This window comes from Ruegeria sp. BHSA191, assembly GCF_059613325.1.
Window position 1 is genome coordinate 80,771 of sequence record NZ_JBXWSH010000006.1, and the last position, 16,448, is coordinate 97,218.

Below are 16,448 nucleotides of genomic sequence, written 5' to 3' on the forward strand. Positions count from 1 at the left end.
CGCGCCGTAAGAAAGCCGTAAGAAAATTGAGGGGCAAGATGCCGAAGATCGTCGATCGAGAAGAGATGCAGGGGCGCATATTGGATGCGGCCGTGGCATACTTTCTGGATCAGGGCTATCACGCCACCAAAATGCAAGACGTGGCCCGCCAGGCCGCGATGGCCAAGGGCACACTGTATCTGTATTTCCAAAGCAAGGAGGCTTTGCTTCTGGCGTTGCTGCGGCGGTATTTCGAGGATATCCGCGCTCGCATCAGCGACATCCCGGCCCCGCAGACGCTGGACCAGTTCATGACCGGGCTGCGTCTGTCCATGCCTGCCGACCGCCTGGCGGCGACGCGGCTGTTCTTTGACGTGCTGGGCCCCGGTTTCCAGGACCCGCGCGCGGCCGAGATCATCGGCGGGTTCTTCGCCTGGCTGGCCGATCACTATGCGGATCAGTTGGCCCCCTTGATCCGCGCGGGTGAAATCCGCAGCGACCTGAGTGCGCAGGCCGCGGCGCAGGCGGTGACGGCGATGCTGGACGGGCTGGTGATCCATCTGGCGATCTTCGGGGTCGGGGAAGATGTCTTTGAGGCCCGGCGCGATGCCACGTTGGCCCTGCTCGAGACCGGCCTGAGGGGCGGCGTGGCGCCACCGGGCTAGGCCCTGTTTGCCTGCCCGCGCCGCAAACCCCGTTGATCCGCGGGGCCGTTATGGTCTAAGCGCGCAGACATGGATCATTTTCTGTACCGCGACGGCGCGCTGCACGCCGAAGATGTCCCGATCGCCAACATTGCCGAGGCGGTCGGAACGCCGTTCTATCTTTATTCCACGGCCACGCTGCTGCGGCACTTTCGCTTGTTCGACGAAGCCTTGGCGGGCACCGACCATCTGGTCTGCTATGCGATGAAGGCGGCCAGCAACCAGGCCATCCTGAAAACGCTGGCGCAGGCGGGCGCGGGGATGGATGTGGTCTCGGGCGGGGAATACCTGCGGGCCAAGGCGGCGGGCGTGCCGGGCGACAGGATCGTGTTCTCGGGCGTGGGCAAGACGGCCGAGGAGATCCGCACCGCGCTGACAGGCGGGATTCGCCAATTCAACGTCGAATCGGAACCCGAGATGGAGGTGATCAACGCCGTCGCGCAGGAACTGGGCGTGATCGCGCCGATCACCGTTCGCGTGAACCCGGACGTTGACGCCAAGACACATGCCAAAATCGCCACAGGTAAATCCGAAAACAAATTCGGAATCCCGATCGCCCGTGCACCCGAGGTCTATGCCCATGCCGCCAACCTGCCGGGGCTGAAGGTGGTGGGCATCGACGTTCATATCGGCTCGCAACTGACCGATCTTGAGCCATTCCGCCTGGCATACTCCAAGGTGGCCGAGCTAACCGAACAGCTGCGCGCACAAGGCCACGACATTCACCGCCTGGACCTGGGTGGCGGGTTGGGCATCCCCTATGCGCGTTCGAACGAGGCGCCGCCGCTGCCGGTCGAATACGGCGCGATGATCAAGGAAACACTGGGCCATCTGGGCTGCGAGATCGAGATCGAGCCGGGCCGCCTGATCGCGGGTAACGCAGGGCTGATGGTGTCGAAGGTGATCTATGTAAAGTCGGGCGAAGGGCGCGATTTCCTGATACTGGACGGGGCGATGAACGATCTGATCCGTCCGGCCATGTACGATGCCTATCATGACATCGTCCCCGTCATCGAACCCGCACCGGGGGTCGAGCAGCGCCCCTATGACATCGTCGGCCCGGTCTGCGAAACCGGCGACACCTTTGCCAAGCAGCGCAACATGCCGCCGCTGACCCCAGGCGATCTGGTCGCATTTCGCAGCGCCGGTGCCTATGGCGCGGTGATGGCCAGCGAATACAACACCCGCCCGTTGATCCCCGAGGTTCTGGTGAATGGCGATCAATTTGCGGTTATTCGTGAACGGCCCACCTTTGACGAAATCATAAACCGCGATACCATACCGGAATGGCTCTGACGCGATGACCGCGCGGGCCTGACCCGGAGGCCCGCCGTGACCGACAGATCGAACCTGCCCATTCCCAAGGCGTCCCTGTGGCTGACCCATGGCGGGATGCTGGCCGAGCAGGCGTTGCGGGCCTTTTGGCCTTTCCTGTCATTGCTGATGCTGGTTCTGGGCCTGCTGATGCTGGGCGTTCAGGACATGGTCGGCGTCGAAACGGTCTGGATCGCGGGCGGGATGGCCGCCGTGGCGCTGTGTGCGACGTTGATTTGGGGCGCGCGCAGGTTTCACCTGCCAACCCGAGCGCAGGCACTGGTCCGGTTGGACGAAACCCTGCCCGGACGACCTATCCAGGCTTTGATGGACGATCAGGCCATCGGCGCGATGGACCCGGATTCGGTGGCGCTGTGGCGAGCGCATCAGGCGCGTATGGCCGCGCGAGCGGCCCAGGCCGGGCCGGTCCGACCGGATCTGGACCTGAACCGGAGAGATCCCTTTGGCCTGCGCTTCGTCGCGATGCTGGCGCTGGTGGTTGGGCTGGTGTTCGGCTCGTTCTGGCGTATCGGGTCGGTAACAGAAATGACGCCGGGTGCCGCGACGGCGGGTCAGGGACCCAGCTGGGAAGGCTGGGTCGAGCCGCCCCGCTATATCGGCTTGCCGACCCTGTATCTGGCCGATCAGTCCGGCTCGACCCTGTCTATTCCGCAAGGCAGCCATGTTACCCTGCGATTCTACGGTGCGGTCGGGGCGCACAGCCTGACGGAAACAACCTCGCGCGGCGGGGCTGAGGCCGCAACGGAGCCGGAACAGGATTTCATCGCCGAGCAATCCGGCCGCCTGTCGATCGAAGGTCCGGCCGGGCGCGACTGGTCGGTCCAGATTGTCGCTGACACGCGGCCGCAGATCGACGTGGCGGCGCCGCCGACCGCCGAGGCGGGGGGGCAGATGAAACTTCCCTTTGCGGCACGCGACGATTACGGCGTGGTTTCGGGCGAGGCCCGGATTGAGCTGGACCTTGCCGCGGTCGACCGCCGTTACGGCCTGGCCACGGTGCCCGACCCGCGCGAGGCCATCACCGTTCCTCTGCCGATGCCGATCGCCGGCGACCGCAGCGATTTCACCGAGGACCTTATCGAGGATTTCTCGCAGCACCCCTGGGCGCATCTGCCGGTCAGGATCACCCTGTCGGCGCAGGATGCCGCCGATCAGACTTCGGATGCCGAACCCTATCAAACCGCGCTGCCCGCGCGTCGGTTCTTTGACCCGCTCGCTGCGGCGGTGATCGAACAGCGGCGCGATCTGTTGTGGGCGCGGGCCAACGCGCCGCGCGTGGCGCAGGTGCTGCGCGCCGTGTCGCACCGTCCCGAAGACATCTTCCGCTCGGAAACCGCCTATCTACGCCTGCGCTTCATCCTGCGCCGGCTGGAAACCTTCACCGAGTTCGGTCTGAAACCGGAACAGCAGGAGGAAATCGCCCAGGCGCTGTGGGATCTAGCCCTGTTGATCGAGGAAGGCACGCTGGCGGATGCGCTGGAACGGATGCGCCGGGCGCAGGAACGGCTGACCGAGGCGATGAAGAACGGCGCCAGCGACGAGGAGATCGCCGATCTGATGCAGGAACTGCGCGAGGCGACCGACGAATATCTGCGCCAACTACAGCGATTGGCGCAAGAGAATCAGGGCGGCCAGCAGGGTCAGCAGAACCAGAACGGCGAGACCATGCAGATGACGCAGGATGACCTGCAGCGCATGATGGACCGCATTCAGGAACTGATGGAACAGGGCCGCATGGCCGAGGCGCAGCAGGCGCTGGAGGAATTCCAGCAGATGATGGAAAACATGCGCGTGACCCAAGGTCAGGGTCAGGGCGGCCAGTCGGAAGGGCAACAAGCCATGGAAGGCTTGGCCGAAACCCTGCGCGAACAACAGGGCCTGAGCGACGAGGCCTTCCGCGACCTGCAGGAACAGTTCAACCCGGGGGCTCGGGCCGGTGAAAGCCAGGGCAACGAGGGCCAGTCCGGCGGGCAGGGCCGGGGCCAGAGCCACGAGGGTCAAGGCGGGCAGGGCTCGGACCAATCCGGCGAAGGCCAGAGCGGTGAAGGGATGCTGGCGGATCGCCAGCAGGCGCTGCGGGAAGAATTGCGACGCCAGCAACAGAACTTGCCCGGGGTCGGAACGCCCGAAGGCGACGCGGCACGGGATTCGCTGGGCCGCGCCGGGCGGGCCATGGACGAGGCCGAACAGGCCCTGCGCGATCAGGATCTGGCCGAGGCCATCGACCGTCAGTCCGAAGCGATGGAGGCCCTGCGTGAGGGCATGCGGTCACTGGGCGAAGCCATGGCCCAGAATCAGCAGAACCAGCCGGGTCAGGGCACGCAGGATGGCGACATGCAGGCCAACAATCGCGATCCGCTGGGCCGGAATCCGGGCGCGGCGGGGTCGATCTCGACGGACGAGAACCTGCTGCAGGGCGAAGACGTCTATCGTCGGGCGCGCGAGCTGTTGGATGAAATCCGCCGTCGCACCGGCGAAACAGACCGCCCGAAGATCGAACTCGAATATCTCAAGCGGTTGCTCGAACGGTTCTGAAGCGGCCTATTCGGCTGCCGAACCCGCCTGCGTTTCCAGCCAGACGCGGGCCTGATCGACCAGGTTCACATAAGACTGAAGGACCGGTTCGGCCTGCGGTACCGCCTCGCTGATCTGGCGGGCATTTCCGTAGATCAGAAACAGCACCACGCCGATGATCAGCATCAGGGCAAACCCGCGCATGAACCCGCCCGAGCGGCGCGGTGCCGCCTCGGTTGCAGGGGCGGCGTCTGCCGCCGCATCCCCGCGCAGGCTGGAATTGATGCTGTCCACGTCCGGCAAGGCGCCAGTCTGCGCGGCGTTGCCTGCGATTTCGGTGGCAGCGGGCGGCTTGGTGGCGGGCGCCGGTTTGGGCGGAGTGTCTAAGCCCAGATCCGGCTGGCTTTCAAGGCTGGTGCCTTCCTTGGCGCGCAATTCCGCCTCGCGGGCGGCCTCCTCCTGGAGAATGCTGGCGACCGTGGGGTCCACGCTGCTGCGCGGCTCCGGTTTCGGGGCTTCGGATCCGGGCGCAGGTCTGGTCGTGTCTTCCAGCTTGGGCGCGGTAGGCTCGTCTGGGTCTTCAGGCGGCGTCTCGGTCGAGGTCGGTGCGGGCTCATTTTCGGTCACATCCGTCTGACCGTCCTTGTCGGGATGCTTGGGTTGGAACCATGTCTGTTCACAATTGGAACATTGCACGTCCCGACCGGTTTCCGGAATGACATCGTCCGGCACTTCGTACTGGGCGTTACAGTTCGGGCATGTTAGTCGCATACAGCCTCCGCGGCCGGCATGGGCCAGTTCGTCATTTTTCCAAGGATGATAGTCCGTTAAGACATATCAGCAAAGCGCGATTTCCGCAGGTCGTGCCAAGTGTCGCCAAATGGACCCGGTGCGGGCATTGAAACCGGGGGCGGGCTCGGGCAAGAAGGGCGCAACCGAAAATGGGGGCAGGCGTGATCGAGCTGGAAAATGTCAGCTACGGCTATGGTGGCGGTGAGCTGCTGAGCGATGTCTCGGTTCAGTTGCAGCCGGGGTCTTTCCATTTCCTCACCGGGCCGTCGGGGGCTGGCAAGACCACGCTGCTGAAACTGTGCTATGGCGCGCTGCTGGCCAGTTCGGGGCGGATCAGCGCCTTTGATGAGGACATCGCCCGGCTGGACCGCGATCAGATGGCCCTGCTGCGGCGCCGGATCGGGGTGGTGCATCAGGATTGCCGATTTCTGGATCACATGACCCTGGCCGAGAACGTGGCCCTGCCGTTGATGGTCTCGGGCCGCGCGGAGGAGTCCCACGGTGCCGATCTTGCCGAATTGTTGACATGGGTCGGCCTCGGCAGCCGCATGGACGCCCTGCCGCCCGAACTGTCGGGCGGCGAGCGGCAACGGGCTGCGCTGGCCCGCGCGGTGATCCTGTCGCCCGACGTGGTGCTCGCGGATGAGCCCACCGGAAACGTAGATTGGGAGATGTCGCAACGGCTGATGCAGCTGTTGATCGAGCTGAACCGCATGGGCAAGACGGTGGTGATCGCCACCCATGACCTGAGCCTGATCCGGGCGGCCAAAAGCCATGTGCAGGCGCGGGTGCTGCGGATCTCGCAGCGGCGGCTGCATCTGGCGGGGGCAGACCTATGATCGGGCAGGACATCCGCACACTGTTGCGCCGCGACACAAGGGCAGACCGCGTGGTGCCGCCCACCGGCTTCACCGCCCATCTGACCCTGTTCGTCTCGGGCGCGATGGCGTTTCTGGCCGTGTTCGCGCTGGCGCTGTCGCTGGCCGCAGGCCGGTTGGCCGATCGCTGGGCTTCGGAGCTGGCCGGAGCGGCCACTCTGCGGATCAATGCGCCCGCTGAACAGCGCGCCGCGCAGACGCAGGCGGCGTTGGAGGTTCTGAAACAGACCCCCGGCGTGGCCTCGGCCCGCGCGATCAGCGCCGAGGAGCAGGCCGCGCTGCTGGCCCCCTGGTTTGGACCAGACCTGCCGCTGGACACGCTGCCGGTGCCGCAGCTGATCGAAATCATCGAGGGCGAGCCGGGGCTGGACACGATGGGCCTGCGCCTGCGGCTGGCGGCCGAGGTGCCCGGAGCCGTTTTGGATGACCATTCCCGCTGGCGCGAGCCGCTGGTCGATGCGGCTACCTCGTTGCGGCGGTTGGGCTGGATCTCGATCTTGCTGATCGGTGGGGCCACGGCGGCGATGATCACGCTTGCGGCCAATGCCTCGCTTGCGGCCAACGCCCAGATCATCGAGGTGTTGCGTCAGGTCGGCGCGCGCGACCGTTTCATCGCCGGCGCTTTCGTGCGGCGGTTTACCTGGCGCGCGTTTTTCGGTGCCGTGGTGGGGGCGGTTCTGGGCCTGACCGGGGTGCTGCTGCTGCCCGAGGCCTCGGACGCGGGCGGTTTCCTGACCGGCCTTGGGTTTCAGGGATTCGATTGGCTACTGCCTGCCGTAATCCCCATTCTGGGCGCGGCAGTGGCCTTTGCCGCGACATGGTCGGCGGCCCGTCGCAAATTGAAGGAGCTTTCGTGATGGCAATGGCGTTCCAATGGGTACGCTCTCTGATCTTCATGGTCACGATCTACGCATGGATGGCGGTTCTGGGCCTGGTATTCGCGCCCTATGCGCTGTTCTCCAAGCGCGGGGCCTTGCGCGCCTGCAAGATCTATGCGCGCACCACTATTTGGCTGGCGCGCTGGATGGTGGGCATTCGCGGCGAGGCGCGCGGCAACGTGCCCACGGGCGAGGTGGTGATCGCCGCAAAGCACCAGTCATTCTTCGACATCATCCTGATCTTTGACGCGGTTCCCCACGGCAAGTTCATCATGAAGCGCGAACTGCTGTGGACTCCAATCATCGGTATGTACGCACGTCGACTGGGTTGTATACCGGTCGATCGAGGCAAACGCGGCGCCGCGGTGGCCAAGATGGTCAAGGACGTCGCCAAGGAGTTTACCGAACCCGGACAGCTGGTGATCTATCCGCAGGGCACCCGCGTGGCGCCGGGGGTCTACAAGCCCTACAAGGTCGGCTCCGCCGTTCTGTACGAGGGGCTGGGCTTCCCCTGCGTGCCGGCGGCCACCAATGTGGGAGTATTCTGGCCCCGGTCGGGAATTCTGCGTAAACCCGGCCATGCAATCGTCGAGTTCCTCGACCCGATCGAACCGGGCGTCGATCGCGAAAACTTTCTGGCCAGGCTGGAAGAAGTGATCGAGACGCGCTCGAACGAATTGATGCGCGAAGTTGGGTTTGATCCGGATGCGGTACATCAATGACATCACCGCGCTCGAGACGTTGTACGGCACCCCCGGCGCGGCCTCGTTGCGCAAGGTCGCGCGGCAGCTGACGCCGCTTTACCGTAAATGGATTATGGCGTCGCGTCTGTGCGTGCTGTCCACGGTGGGGCCAGAAGGGGTGGATGGCAGCCCCCGGGGTGATGACGGCCCGGTAGTCACGGAACTTGACCCCGGCACCCTTGCCTTGCCCGACTGGCGCGGCAACAACCGCCTGGACAGCCTGCGCAACATCGTGCGCGATCCGCGTGTGGCGCTGATGTTCATGGTGCCTGGCTCGAACAACGTGGTGCGGGTGAATGGCACTGCCCGGTTGACGGCCGATTCCGACCTGCGCGCCCGGTTCGAGAAAAAGGGCAAGCAACCGGCCACCGTGATCGTTATCGAAATCGGGGAAATCTACACGCAATGCGCCCGCGCGCTGATGCGGGCCGAAACCTGGACCGGCGGCGATCGCAGTGCCGGATTGCCGACAGTGGGCGAGATCCTGGCCGAGGTGTCGCAGGGCGAGGAAGGCGGCGCACGCTACGACCGGGAATGGGGTGCGCGCGCCGCAAAGACAATGTGGTGATCACGCTGCCGCTGCGCCCAGCCGGGTGACCCGCGCGATCCATTTCTGGACGCTGTCCTGCTTGGGGTAGCTGGCGCCGGAAAACCAGGTGAACCGTGTCGGCTTGAACCCGACGAACCCCAGAACCTGTCCGCGCATCTGGTGGATCAGCGCCCGGCGATAGGCCAGCCGCATGAACCAGCCCGGCGTGTCCGAGGTGATGATGACCCGCGCGGTCCGCCCGCCCAGCATCGGCGCCGGCAGCCCCAGCTTGTTGGGATTGCGGGTGTCGAACGTGCGGCCCGGGATGAACATCCGGTCGATCAGCCCCTTGAGCTTGGCAGGCAGGCCGCCCCACCACATGGGCATCGTCAGTACCAGGTGATCGCTCCATTCGAAATCCTGCAGAACCTGTTCCAGAACCGGCTCCAGCGGTTTGAAGTCATGATAGTTGCCCTGTCCGAAATCGAAATCGAACTCCAGATCGCTGAGGTGAACGGTTTTCACGTCATGACCTTTTGCGCGGGCGGCTTGGGCATAGGTGTCGGCAAAGGTGCGCGACAGGCTGCTTTCGGCGGGGTGACCGTCGAGAATGAGAATTTTCTTGGGTTGCATCGGAGTTCTCCTAAAATTGACCACGGTCATTTTATAGAATCAAAAAATGACCACGGTCAATATCAAATTTGACCACGGTCAAAAAACATGCGAACAAGCCTCATGCAAAAGACAATTCAGAAACGAACCCTGAAAACCCGCGCCAAGCTGCTGCAGGCGGCGGCGGATGTGGTGCAAAAGAACGGATACCAGGCATTGCGCGTGGAAGAGGTGGTGCAGGCCGCCGGCGTGGCCAAGGGCACCTTCTTTGCCCATTTCCACGACAAGGACGCGCTGATGGAGATCCTGATCGGCGAAAAACTGGACGCTTGTCTGGATCAGGCGCAGGCGGCGGAACCGCCGAACACCGTGCCCCAGATCATCGAGGCCCTGGCCCCGGTGCATGATTTCATGATGTCGGAACGCTATGTGTTCGACCTGCTGATCCGTTATTCCGGTGCCGCCGCGATCTCTGAAATCGGGCCGATCGCCTATTGCTTCGAGAAATACTTTCGGATCGTGATGATTTGGCTGGATCAGGCCGAGGTCCGACAGGACGTGTCGACCGACCTGCTGGCCGAGGGCGTGCAGGCCTTTGCCATCCAGGCCATGTCACTGAAATTCTGCGCCCTGCATTCGGCGACGACATTCACCGACCGGCTGGAAACCTATCTGCGGGCGTGGCTGACTCCGGCGGCCTGACCGCCGGAGCCGAACTCATCAGGCGTGGATCGGACCGTCTCCGCAAGCCAGCGCGGCCTCGCGCACGGCCTCGGAATAGGTCGGGTGCGCGTGGCAGGTCAGGGCCAGATCCTCGGCCGAGGCGCCGAATTCCATCGCCACGCAGACCTCGTGGATCAGATCGCCCGCACCGGGGCCGATGATGTGGCAGCCCAGGATACGGTCGGTCTCCTTGTCGGCCAGGATCTTGACGAACCCGTCGGCGGCAAAATTCGCCTTGGCGCGGCCATTGCCCATGAAGCTGAACTTGCCGACCTTGTAGGCGCGGCCCTGCTCCTTGAGGGTAGCTTCGGTCTCGCCGACATTGGCAACCTCGGGCCAGGTGTAGATCACGCCCGGAATGACGCCATAATTCACATGGCCATGCTTGCCCGCAACCACTTCGGCGGCGGCCATGCCTTCGTCCTCGGCCTTGTGAGCCAGCATCGGGCCTTCGATCACGTCGCCGATGGCGTAGATGCCCGGCACGTTGGTCTGCCAGTCCTTGCCCACCTTGATCTGGCCGCGCGGGGTCAGCTCGACCCCCAGCGCATCCAGCCCCAGACCGTCATGGAACGGCTTGCGCCCGGTGGCGACCAGAACGGTGTCGGCCTCGATCACGTGCTCGCTGTCATCCTTGCGCAGCTTGTAGGTCACCTTGGCCTTGGTCTTGGTCGCCTCGGTCTTTTGCACCGCGGCGCCCATGACGAAGTTCAGGCCCTGCTTTTTCAGGATGCGCTGGAAGGTCTTCTGCACCTCGGGGTCCATGCCCGGGGTGATGACGTCGAGGTACTCGATCACCGTCACCTCGGCGCCCAGACGCTGATAGACCGAGCCCAGTTCCAGCCCGATCACGCCTGCGCCGATCACCACCAGCTTTTTCGGGATCTTGCCCAGCTCCAGCGCGCCGGTCGAGGTTACGACGACCTTCTCGTCCACCTCGACGCCGGGCAGCGAGGCCGCCTCGGACCCGGTGGCGATGATGATGTTCTTGGCCTCGTGCACGTCGTCACCGACCTTGACCTTGCCGGGCGCGGGGATCGAGCCCCAGCCCTTGAGCCAGTCGATCTTGTTCTTCTTGAACAGGAACTCGACGCCCTTGGTGTTGGTGTCGATCACGTCCTGCTTGTAGGCCTGCATCTGCTTCCAGTCGACCGAGGGGCTTTTGCCCTTGAGGCCCATCTTGGCAAAGTTGTGCTCGGCCTCGTGCAATTGGTGGCTGGCATGCAGCAGCGCCTTCGAGGGGATGCAGCCCACGTTCAGACAGGTGCCGCCCAGCGTCTCGCGCCCTTCGACGACGGCGGTTTTCAGGCCCAGCTGCGCGCAGCGGATGGCGCAGACATAGCCGCCGGGACCGGCGCCGATTACGATGACGTCATAGTTAGCCATTTTGTTCTCCCAAATCCGCGGAGTGTATTTTGAACGGCGACCCGAAGTGCGGGCCGCCGGTGTTTCGGCCTAGACCGGTGTCAGCAGTTTGACCTGGATATGGGCCACGCCACCGCGTTCGTGATGCATGGCCAGTTCTTCCGAGTCGAAGAACGCCCGGGCCTTGTCCAGGTCGGCGACTGCGAACAGCGCCACCGCGTGGTCACGCTGATCGGGGTCTTTCCACACATGCAGGTCGACGATCCCGGCCGCCTTGCGCATGGGCTGATCCTCGCGGAACACCTTCAGCCAGGCGTCGAAATCGGCCACGTCGGCCTGCCATAGAACATGCGTTGCCATGCGATTACAGGTCCATCAGCAGGCGGCGCGGATCTTCCAGCGCCTCTTTCACGCGCACCAAGAAGGTGACCGCGCCCTTGCCATCGACGATCCGGTGGTCATAGGACAGGGCCAGATACATCATGGGGCGGATCTTGATCTCGCCATTGATGACCATCGGGCGTTCCTGGATCTTGTGCATGCCCAGAATGCCCGACTGCGGGGGGTTCAGGATCGGCGAGGACATCAGCGAGCCGTAAACGCCACCGTTGGAGATGGTGAAGGTGCCGCCCTGCATCTCGGCCATGCTCAGCTTGCCTTCGCGGGCGCGCTTGCCCTTCTCGGCGATGGCCTTCTCGATCTCGGCGAACGACATCCGGTCGGCGTCGCGGATCACCGGAACCACCAGACCCTGCGGGGTGCCGGCGGCGACGCCCATGTGGACATAGTTCTTGTAGACGATGTCATTGCCGTCGATCTCGGCATTGACCTCGGGCACTTCTTTCAAAGCGTGGCAGCAGGCCTTGGTGAAGAAGGACATGAAGCCCAGGCGCACGCCGTGCTTCTTCTCGAACTGGTCCTTGTACTGGTTGCGGATGGCCATCACCTCGGTCATATCCACCTCGTTGTAGGTGGTCAGGATCGCGGCGGTGTTCTGCGCGTCCTTCAGGCGCTTGGCGATGGTCTGGCGCAGGCGCGTCATGCGCACGCGTTCCTCGCGCGCGGCATCCTCGGCGGCCACGGGTGCGCGCGGGGCTGCGGCCGGTGCCGGGGCGGCCGCGGCAGGGGCTGCGGCGGTGGCCACGGCGCGGGCCACGTCTTCCTTCATGATGCGGCCATCGCGGCCGGTGCCGGTGACCTGATCGGCCGACAGGCCGGCCTCGGCCATGGCCTTTTCGGCCGACGGCGCATTGGCCACGTCCTTGCCGGTGGCGGCTGCTGCAGGGGCAGCCGCGGCCGGTTCAGCAGGTGCGGCGCCTGCTTCAGCGCCCGAGATCACCGCCAGTTTGCCGTTGGCCTCGACGGTTGCGCCTTCGGGGGCCAGGATTTCGGCCAGAACGCCGGCGGCGGGGGCGGGAACCTCGACCGAGACCTTGTCGGTCTCCAGCTCGCACAGCATTTCGTCCTGCGCGACGGTGTCGCCCACCTTCTTGAACCAGGTCGAAACGGTGGCTTCGGTCACGGATTCGCCCAGCGTGGGCACCATCACGTCAACGCTGCCGCCCGATGCCGCAGGGGCAGCCGCCGGGGCGGCTTCGGCCTTGGCCGGGGCGGCACCCTCGCCGGCCTGGATCGTGGCCAGCAGCGCATCGACACCCACGGTCTCGCCTTCGGCCGCGACGATCTCGCCCAGCACGCCGGCGGCGGGCGAAGGCACCTCGACCGTGACCTTGTCGGTCTCGAGCTCGCACAGCATTTCATCGACCGCCACGGTGTCGCCGGGCTTCTTGAACCAGGTCGCAACGGTGGCTTCGGTCACCGACTCGCCAAGCGTTGGAACACGAACTTCAATCGTCATCGTTTCTTATCCTTCAATGCTCAGCGCTTCGTTCACGAGCGCCTCTTGTTGGGCTTTGTGTTGGCTGGCCAGACCCGTCGCGGGCGAGGCCGAGGTGGCACGGCCCACATAGCTGGGCCGGGTATGCTTGGCGCCGATCCGGGTCAGGACCCATTCGATGTTGGGTTCGATGAAGCTCCAGGCGCCCTGGTTCTTGGGCTCTTCCTGGCACCAGACCATCTCGGCCTGTTTGAACCGCTCAAGCTCGTTGATCAGCGAATGGGCCGGGAACGGATAGTATTGCTCGATCCGCAGCAGATAGATGTCGTCGATCCCGCGCGCGTCGCGCTCCTCGAGCAGGTCGTAGTAGACCTTGCCCGAACACATCACCACGCGCTTGATCTTGTCGTCGGGCACCAGTTGCGTGTCCGAATTGCCCTTTTGCGCGTCGTCCCACAGCACCCGGTGGAAGCTGGACCCGGTGGTGAAGTCCTCGGCATTGCTGATCGCCAGCTTGTGGCGCAGCAGCGATTTCGGCGTCATCAGGATCAGCGGCTTGCGGAAGGTGCGGTGCAGCTGACGGCGCAGGATGTGGAAATAGTTCGCGGGCGTGGTGCAGTTGGCCACGATCCAGTTGTCCTGGCCGCACATCTGCAGGAACCGCTCCAGTCGCGCCGACGAGTGCTCGGGGCCTTGCCCCTCGAACCCGTGCGGCAGCAGGCAGACAAGGCCGGACATGCGCAGCCATTTGCTTTCGCCCGAGCTGATGAACTGGTCGAACATGATCTGCGCGCCATTGGCGAAATCGCCGAACTGGGCCTCCCACAGAACCAGCGCGTTGGGCTCGGCCAGCGAATAGCCGTATTCGAAGCCCAGAACCGCGTATTCCGACAGCATCGAGTCGATTACCTCGTACTGGGCCTGTCCGGAGCGGATGTGGTTCAGGGGATAGTAGCGCTCTTCGGTTTCCTGGTTGATGAAGCCCGAATGGCGCTGGCTGAAGGTGCCGCGGGTGGCGTCCTGTCCCGACAGGCGCACCGGGTAGCCCTCGGTCAGCAGCGACCCGAAGGCCAGCGCCTCGCCGGTGGCCCAGTCAAAGCCCTGACCGGTTTCGAACATCTGCTTCTTGTGTTCCAGCAGGCGGCCCACCGTCTTGTGCAGGGCAAAGCCTTCGGGCACCTTCACCAGCGCCTTGCCGACCTCGGCCAGGGTGTCGGGCGAAATCGCGGTTTCGCCGCGGACATATTCTTCCTTGTTCTTGTCCAGATGCGACCAGCGCCCGTCCAGCCAGTCGGCCTTGTTGGGCTTGTATTCCTTGGCGGCCTCGAACTCGTCGTTCAGATGCGCCTGGAACGCGGCCTTCATGTCCTCGATCTCGCCCTCGGGGATCAGTCCGTCCTTGACCAGCCGCTCGGTGTACAGCGACAGCGTGGTCTTGTGGGTCTTGATCTTCTTGTACATGATCGGGTTGGTGAACATGGGCTCGTCGCCCTCGTTGTGACCGAACCGGCGATAGCAGAACATGTCGATGACCACGTCCTTGTGGAACTTCTGCCGGAACTCGGTCGCCACCTTGGCCGCATGCACCACCGCCTCGGGGTCGTCGCCGTTGACGTGGAAGATCGGGGCCTCGACCATCAGCGCGATGTCGGTCGGATAGGGGCTCGAACGCGAGAAATGCGGCGCGGTGGTAAAGCCGATCTGGTTGTTCACCACGATATGCATGGTGCCGCCGGTGCGGTGGCCGCGCAGACCCGACAGGCCAAAGCCCTCGGCCACCACGCCCTGACCGGCAAAGGCCGCGTCTCCGTGCAGCAGAACGCCCATGACCTGGGTGCGCTCGGTGTCGCCGTGCTGGTCCTGCTTGGCGCGGACCTTGCCCAGAACAACCGGGTTCACCGCCTCCAGGTGCGAGGGGTTCGCCGTCAGCGACAGGTGCACGGTGTTGCCGTCGAACTCGCGGTCGCTCGAGGCGCCCAGGTGGTATTTCACGTCGCCCGAGCCGTCCACGTCCTCGGGCTTGAAGCTGCCGCCCTGGAATTCGTTGAAGATGGCGCGGTAAGGCTTGCCCATCACGTTGGCCAGGATGTTCAGACGGCCGCGGTGCGGCATGCCGATGACGATTTCCTTCAGACCCAGCGCGCCACCGCGCTTGATGATCTGCTCCATCGCCGGGATCAGCGCCTCGCCCCCGTCCAGGCCGAACCGCTTAGTGCCCATGTATTTCACGTGCAGGAACTTCTCGAAGCCTTCGGCCTCGACCATCTTGTTCAGGATCGCCTTGCGGCCTTCCTTGGTAAAGGCGATTTCCTTGCCGTAGCCCTCGATCCGTTCCTTCAGCCAGGCGGCCTGTTCCGGGTCGGAAATATGCATGTACTGCAGTGCGAAGGTGCCGCAATAGGTGCGCTTCACGATCTCGACGATCTGGCGCATGCTGGCGACCTGCAGACCCAGCACGTTGTCGATGAAGATCGGCCGGTCCATGTCGGCGTCTGTGAAGCCATAGGTCTTGGGGTCCAGCTCGGGGTGGGGCTCGGTCGAGCGCATGCCGAGCGGGTCGAGATCGGCAACCAGGTGCCCGCGGATGCGGTAGGCCCGGATCAGCATCAGGGCGCGGATCGAGTCCAGCACTGCGCGCTTGACCTGCTCGTCGCTGACCTCGACGCCCGCCTTGGCGGCCTTTTCCTTGATCTTGTCGCCGGCCGCCTTGGCATCGGTCTCGGCCCATTCGCCGGTCAGGGCGCCGGTCAGGTCATCATTGGGCATCGGCGGCCAGTCGGGGCGCGCCCAAGAGGGGCCCTGCGCCTCTTTCTGGACGTCGGGTGCTGCGTCTCCCATCTGCCGGAAGAACTCGGCCCAGGCCGCGTCGATGGCGCCGGGGTCCTTGGTGTACTGGGCGTAAAGCTGCTCCAGATACTCGGCATTGTGCCCCTGCATGAAGCTCGAGGCATGGAAGGCGGAATTGGGCGAGTGTTCGGTCATTGGGCTACCTCATATGGGTTGGGACCGTATTTGTTGGTGCCCGGCTGGCTGGGGCGGGACAGCCACCACAGCACCAGCAGGGGCGACACGAAAAGAACCAGCAGTGTCGGGATCACGATCAGCAGCGTGGCGCGGGTAAACAGGATGTCGAGGTTTCCGCCATGCTGGAAGCTCGAGGCGAGGCCGATGCCAAAGACCAGAACGGCCGCAGCCCCAAGGATCAGAAGGACCGGCAGCAGGGCATAAAGCCCACTGCGCCCGGTATCGTGCATCCGCCGCCAGGCCACGGCCAGATGCGGGAAAAACACGATCAGGCCAACAATCGTCTGAACCGGCTGGCTGGATACCGCGGTGACCGAGGTTCCGGCCTCGGTCTGGATGGTCGAAACCTGGGTGAAGAACTGCCAGTCGATGACCGCGGCGATCGCGTTCCAGATCACGATGAACAGCAAAAAATACCAATACTCGGGGCGAGAGGCCCGCCCCGAGAAGGTGAAATACTTGGAGAAACACGTTCTGACGGCTTCGGTGAAGGTCATGTGTTTCGCTCCGCTGGGGCCGGCCCGCAAGTCGGGCC

General features: G+C 64.4%; 15 protein-coding genes. 8 read left to right on the forward strand and 7 right to left on the reverse strand.

Going from position 1 to position 16,448, the window contains the following annotated elements; all coding sequences use genetic code 11:
• The first annotated feature begins 38 nt into the window (after positions 1-38).
• The 3 genes from AC2FNS_RS08535 to AC2FNS_RS08545 all read left to right on the forward strand — a co-directional run bounded on the left by AC2FNS_RS08535 (position 39) and on the right by AC2FNS_RS08545 (position 4,553).
• Complete coding sequence (locus AC2FNS_RS08535; protein WP_496711647.1) at positions 39-644, forward strand: TetR/AcrR family transcriptional regulator; 606 nt, start codon at positions 39-41, stop codon at positions 642-644.
• Positions 645-713: 69 nt separating this feature from the next.
• Positions 714-1,979, forward strand: coding sequence for a diaminopimelate decarboxylase (gene lysA / locus AC2FNS_RS08540; protein WP_496711648.1), 1,266 nt, complete (start codon positions 714-716; stop codon positions 1,977-1,979).
• Positions 1,980-2,015: 36 nt separating this feature from the next.
• A complete protein-coding gene (locus AC2FNS_RS08545) occupies positions 2,016-4,553 on the forward strand; it encodes a TIGR02302 family protein (protein ID WP_496803819.1) in 2,538 nt (845 codons plus the stop codon).
• 6 nt (positions 4,554-4,559) lie between these two features.
• Here AC2FNS_RS08545 and AC2FNS_RS08550 read toward each other — a convergent pair whose 3' ends face one another.
• Positions 4,560-5,303 carry a zinc-ribbon domain-containing protein gene (locus AC2FNS_RS08550; protein WP_496797863.1) on the reverse strand — a complete coding sequence of 248 codons (744 nt, stop codon included), beginning with the start codon at positions 5,301-5,303 and terminating at the stop codon, positions 4,560-4,562.
• Positions 5,304-5,485: 182 nt separating this feature from the next.
• Between AC2FNS_RS08550 and AC2FNS_RS08555 the strand changes: the two genes are divergently transcribed.
• The 4 genes from AC2FNS_RS08555 to AC2FNS_RS08570 are packed head-to-tail and all read left to right on the forward strand — an operon-like array spanning position 5,486 to position 8,391.
• Positions 5,486-6,163 (forward strand): cell division ATP-binding protein FtsE, encoded by a 678-nt coding sequence (locus tag AC2FNS_RS08555; protein ID WP_496711651.1) that lies wholly within the window; start codon positions 5,486-5,488, stop codon positions 6,161-6,163.
• Entirely contained in the window at positions 6,160-7,059 is a 900-nt protein-coding gene (locus AC2FNS_RS08560; protein WP_496711652.1) for a cell division protein FtsX, read from the forward strand. Before AC2FNS_RS08555 ends, AC2FNS_RS08560 begins: the two co-directional genes overlap by 4 nt.
• Positions 7,059-7,802, forward strand: coding sequence for a lysophospholipid acyltransferase family protein (locus AC2FNS_RS08565; RefSeq protein WP_496711653.1), 744 nt, complete (start codon positions 7,059-7,061; stop codon positions 7,800-7,802). Before AC2FNS_RS08560 ends, AC2FNS_RS08565 begins: the two co-directional genes overlap by 1 nt.
• Complete coding sequence (locus tag AC2FNS_RS08570; RefSeq protein ID WP_496688041.1) at positions 7,786-8,391, forward strand: pyridoxamine 5'-phosphate oxidase family protein; 606 nt, start codon at positions 7,786-7,788, stop codon at positions 8,389-8,391. Before AC2FNS_RS08565 ends, AC2FNS_RS08570 begins: the two co-directional genes overlap by 17 nt.
• On the opposite strand, the gene AC2FNS_RS08575 is transcribed toward AC2FNS_RS08570, so the two are convergent.
• Positions 8,392-8,985 (reverse strand): NAD(P)H-dependent oxidoreductase, encoded by a 594-nt coding sequence (locus AC2FNS_RS08575; protein ID WP_496711654.1) that lies wholly within the window; start codon positions 8,983-8,985, stop codon positions 8,392-8,394. It lies immediately after the preceding gene.
• A 102-nt stretch (positions 8,986-9,087) separates the two neighbouring features.
• Between AC2FNS_RS08575 and AC2FNS_RS08580 the strand changes: the two genes are divergently transcribed.
• The gene (locus tag AC2FNS_RS08580) at positions 9,088-9,666 is read left to right on the forward strand and encodes a TetR/AcrR family transcriptional regulator (protein ID WP_496711655.1); all 579 of its coding nucleotides are present in this window, start codon (positions 9,088-9,090) and stop codon (positions 9,664-9,666) included.
• A gap of 18 nt (positions 9,667-9,684) precedes the next feature.
• Here AC2FNS_RS08580 and lpdA read toward each other — a convergent pair whose 3' ends face one another.
• From lpdA to AC2FNS_RS08605, 5 genes are all read right to left on the reverse strand, one after another.
• Complete coding sequence (lpdA, locus tag AC2FNS_RS08585) at positions 9,685-11,073, reverse strand: dihydrolipoyl dehydrogenase (RefSeq protein WP_496688049.1); 1,389 nt, start codon at positions 11,071-11,073, stop codon at positions 9,685-9,687.
• A 69-nt stretch (positions 11,074-11,142) separates the two neighbouring features.
• Positions 11,143-11,412 carry a hypothetical protein gene (locus tag AC2FNS_RS08590; protein ID WP_496711656.1) on the reverse strand — a complete coding sequence of 90 codons (270 nt, stop codon included), beginning with the start codon at positions 11,410-11,412 and terminating at the stop codon, positions 11,143-11,145.
• Positions 11,413-11,416: 4 nt separating this feature from the next.
• Complete coding sequence (odhB, locus tag AC2FNS_RS08595; protein WP_496683236.1) at positions 11,417-12,910, reverse strand: 2-oxoglutarate dehydrogenase complex dihydrolipoyllysine-residue succinyltransferase; 1,494 nt, start codon at positions 12,908-12,910, stop codon at positions 11,417-11,419.
• Between the two features lie 6 nt (positions 12,911-12,916).
• The gene (locus tag AC2FNS_RS08600) at positions 12,917-15,871 is read right to left on the reverse strand and encodes a 2-oxoglutarate dehydrogenase E1 component (RefSeq protein WP_496683233.1); all 2,955 of its coding nucleotides are present in this window, start codon (positions 15,869-15,871) and stop codon (positions 12,917-12,919) included.
• Positions 15,868-16,410 carry a DUF805 domain-containing protein gene (locus tag AC2FNS_RS08605; RefSeq protein ID WP_496683231.1) on the reverse strand — a complete coding sequence of 181 codons (543 nt, stop codon included), beginning with the start codon at positions 16,408-16,410 and terminating at the stop codon, positions 15,868-15,870. The genes AC2FNS_RS08600 and AC2FNS_RS08605 overlap by 4 nt, the downstream gene beginning before the upstream one ends.
• Positions 16,411-16,448: the final 38 nt, after the last annotated feature.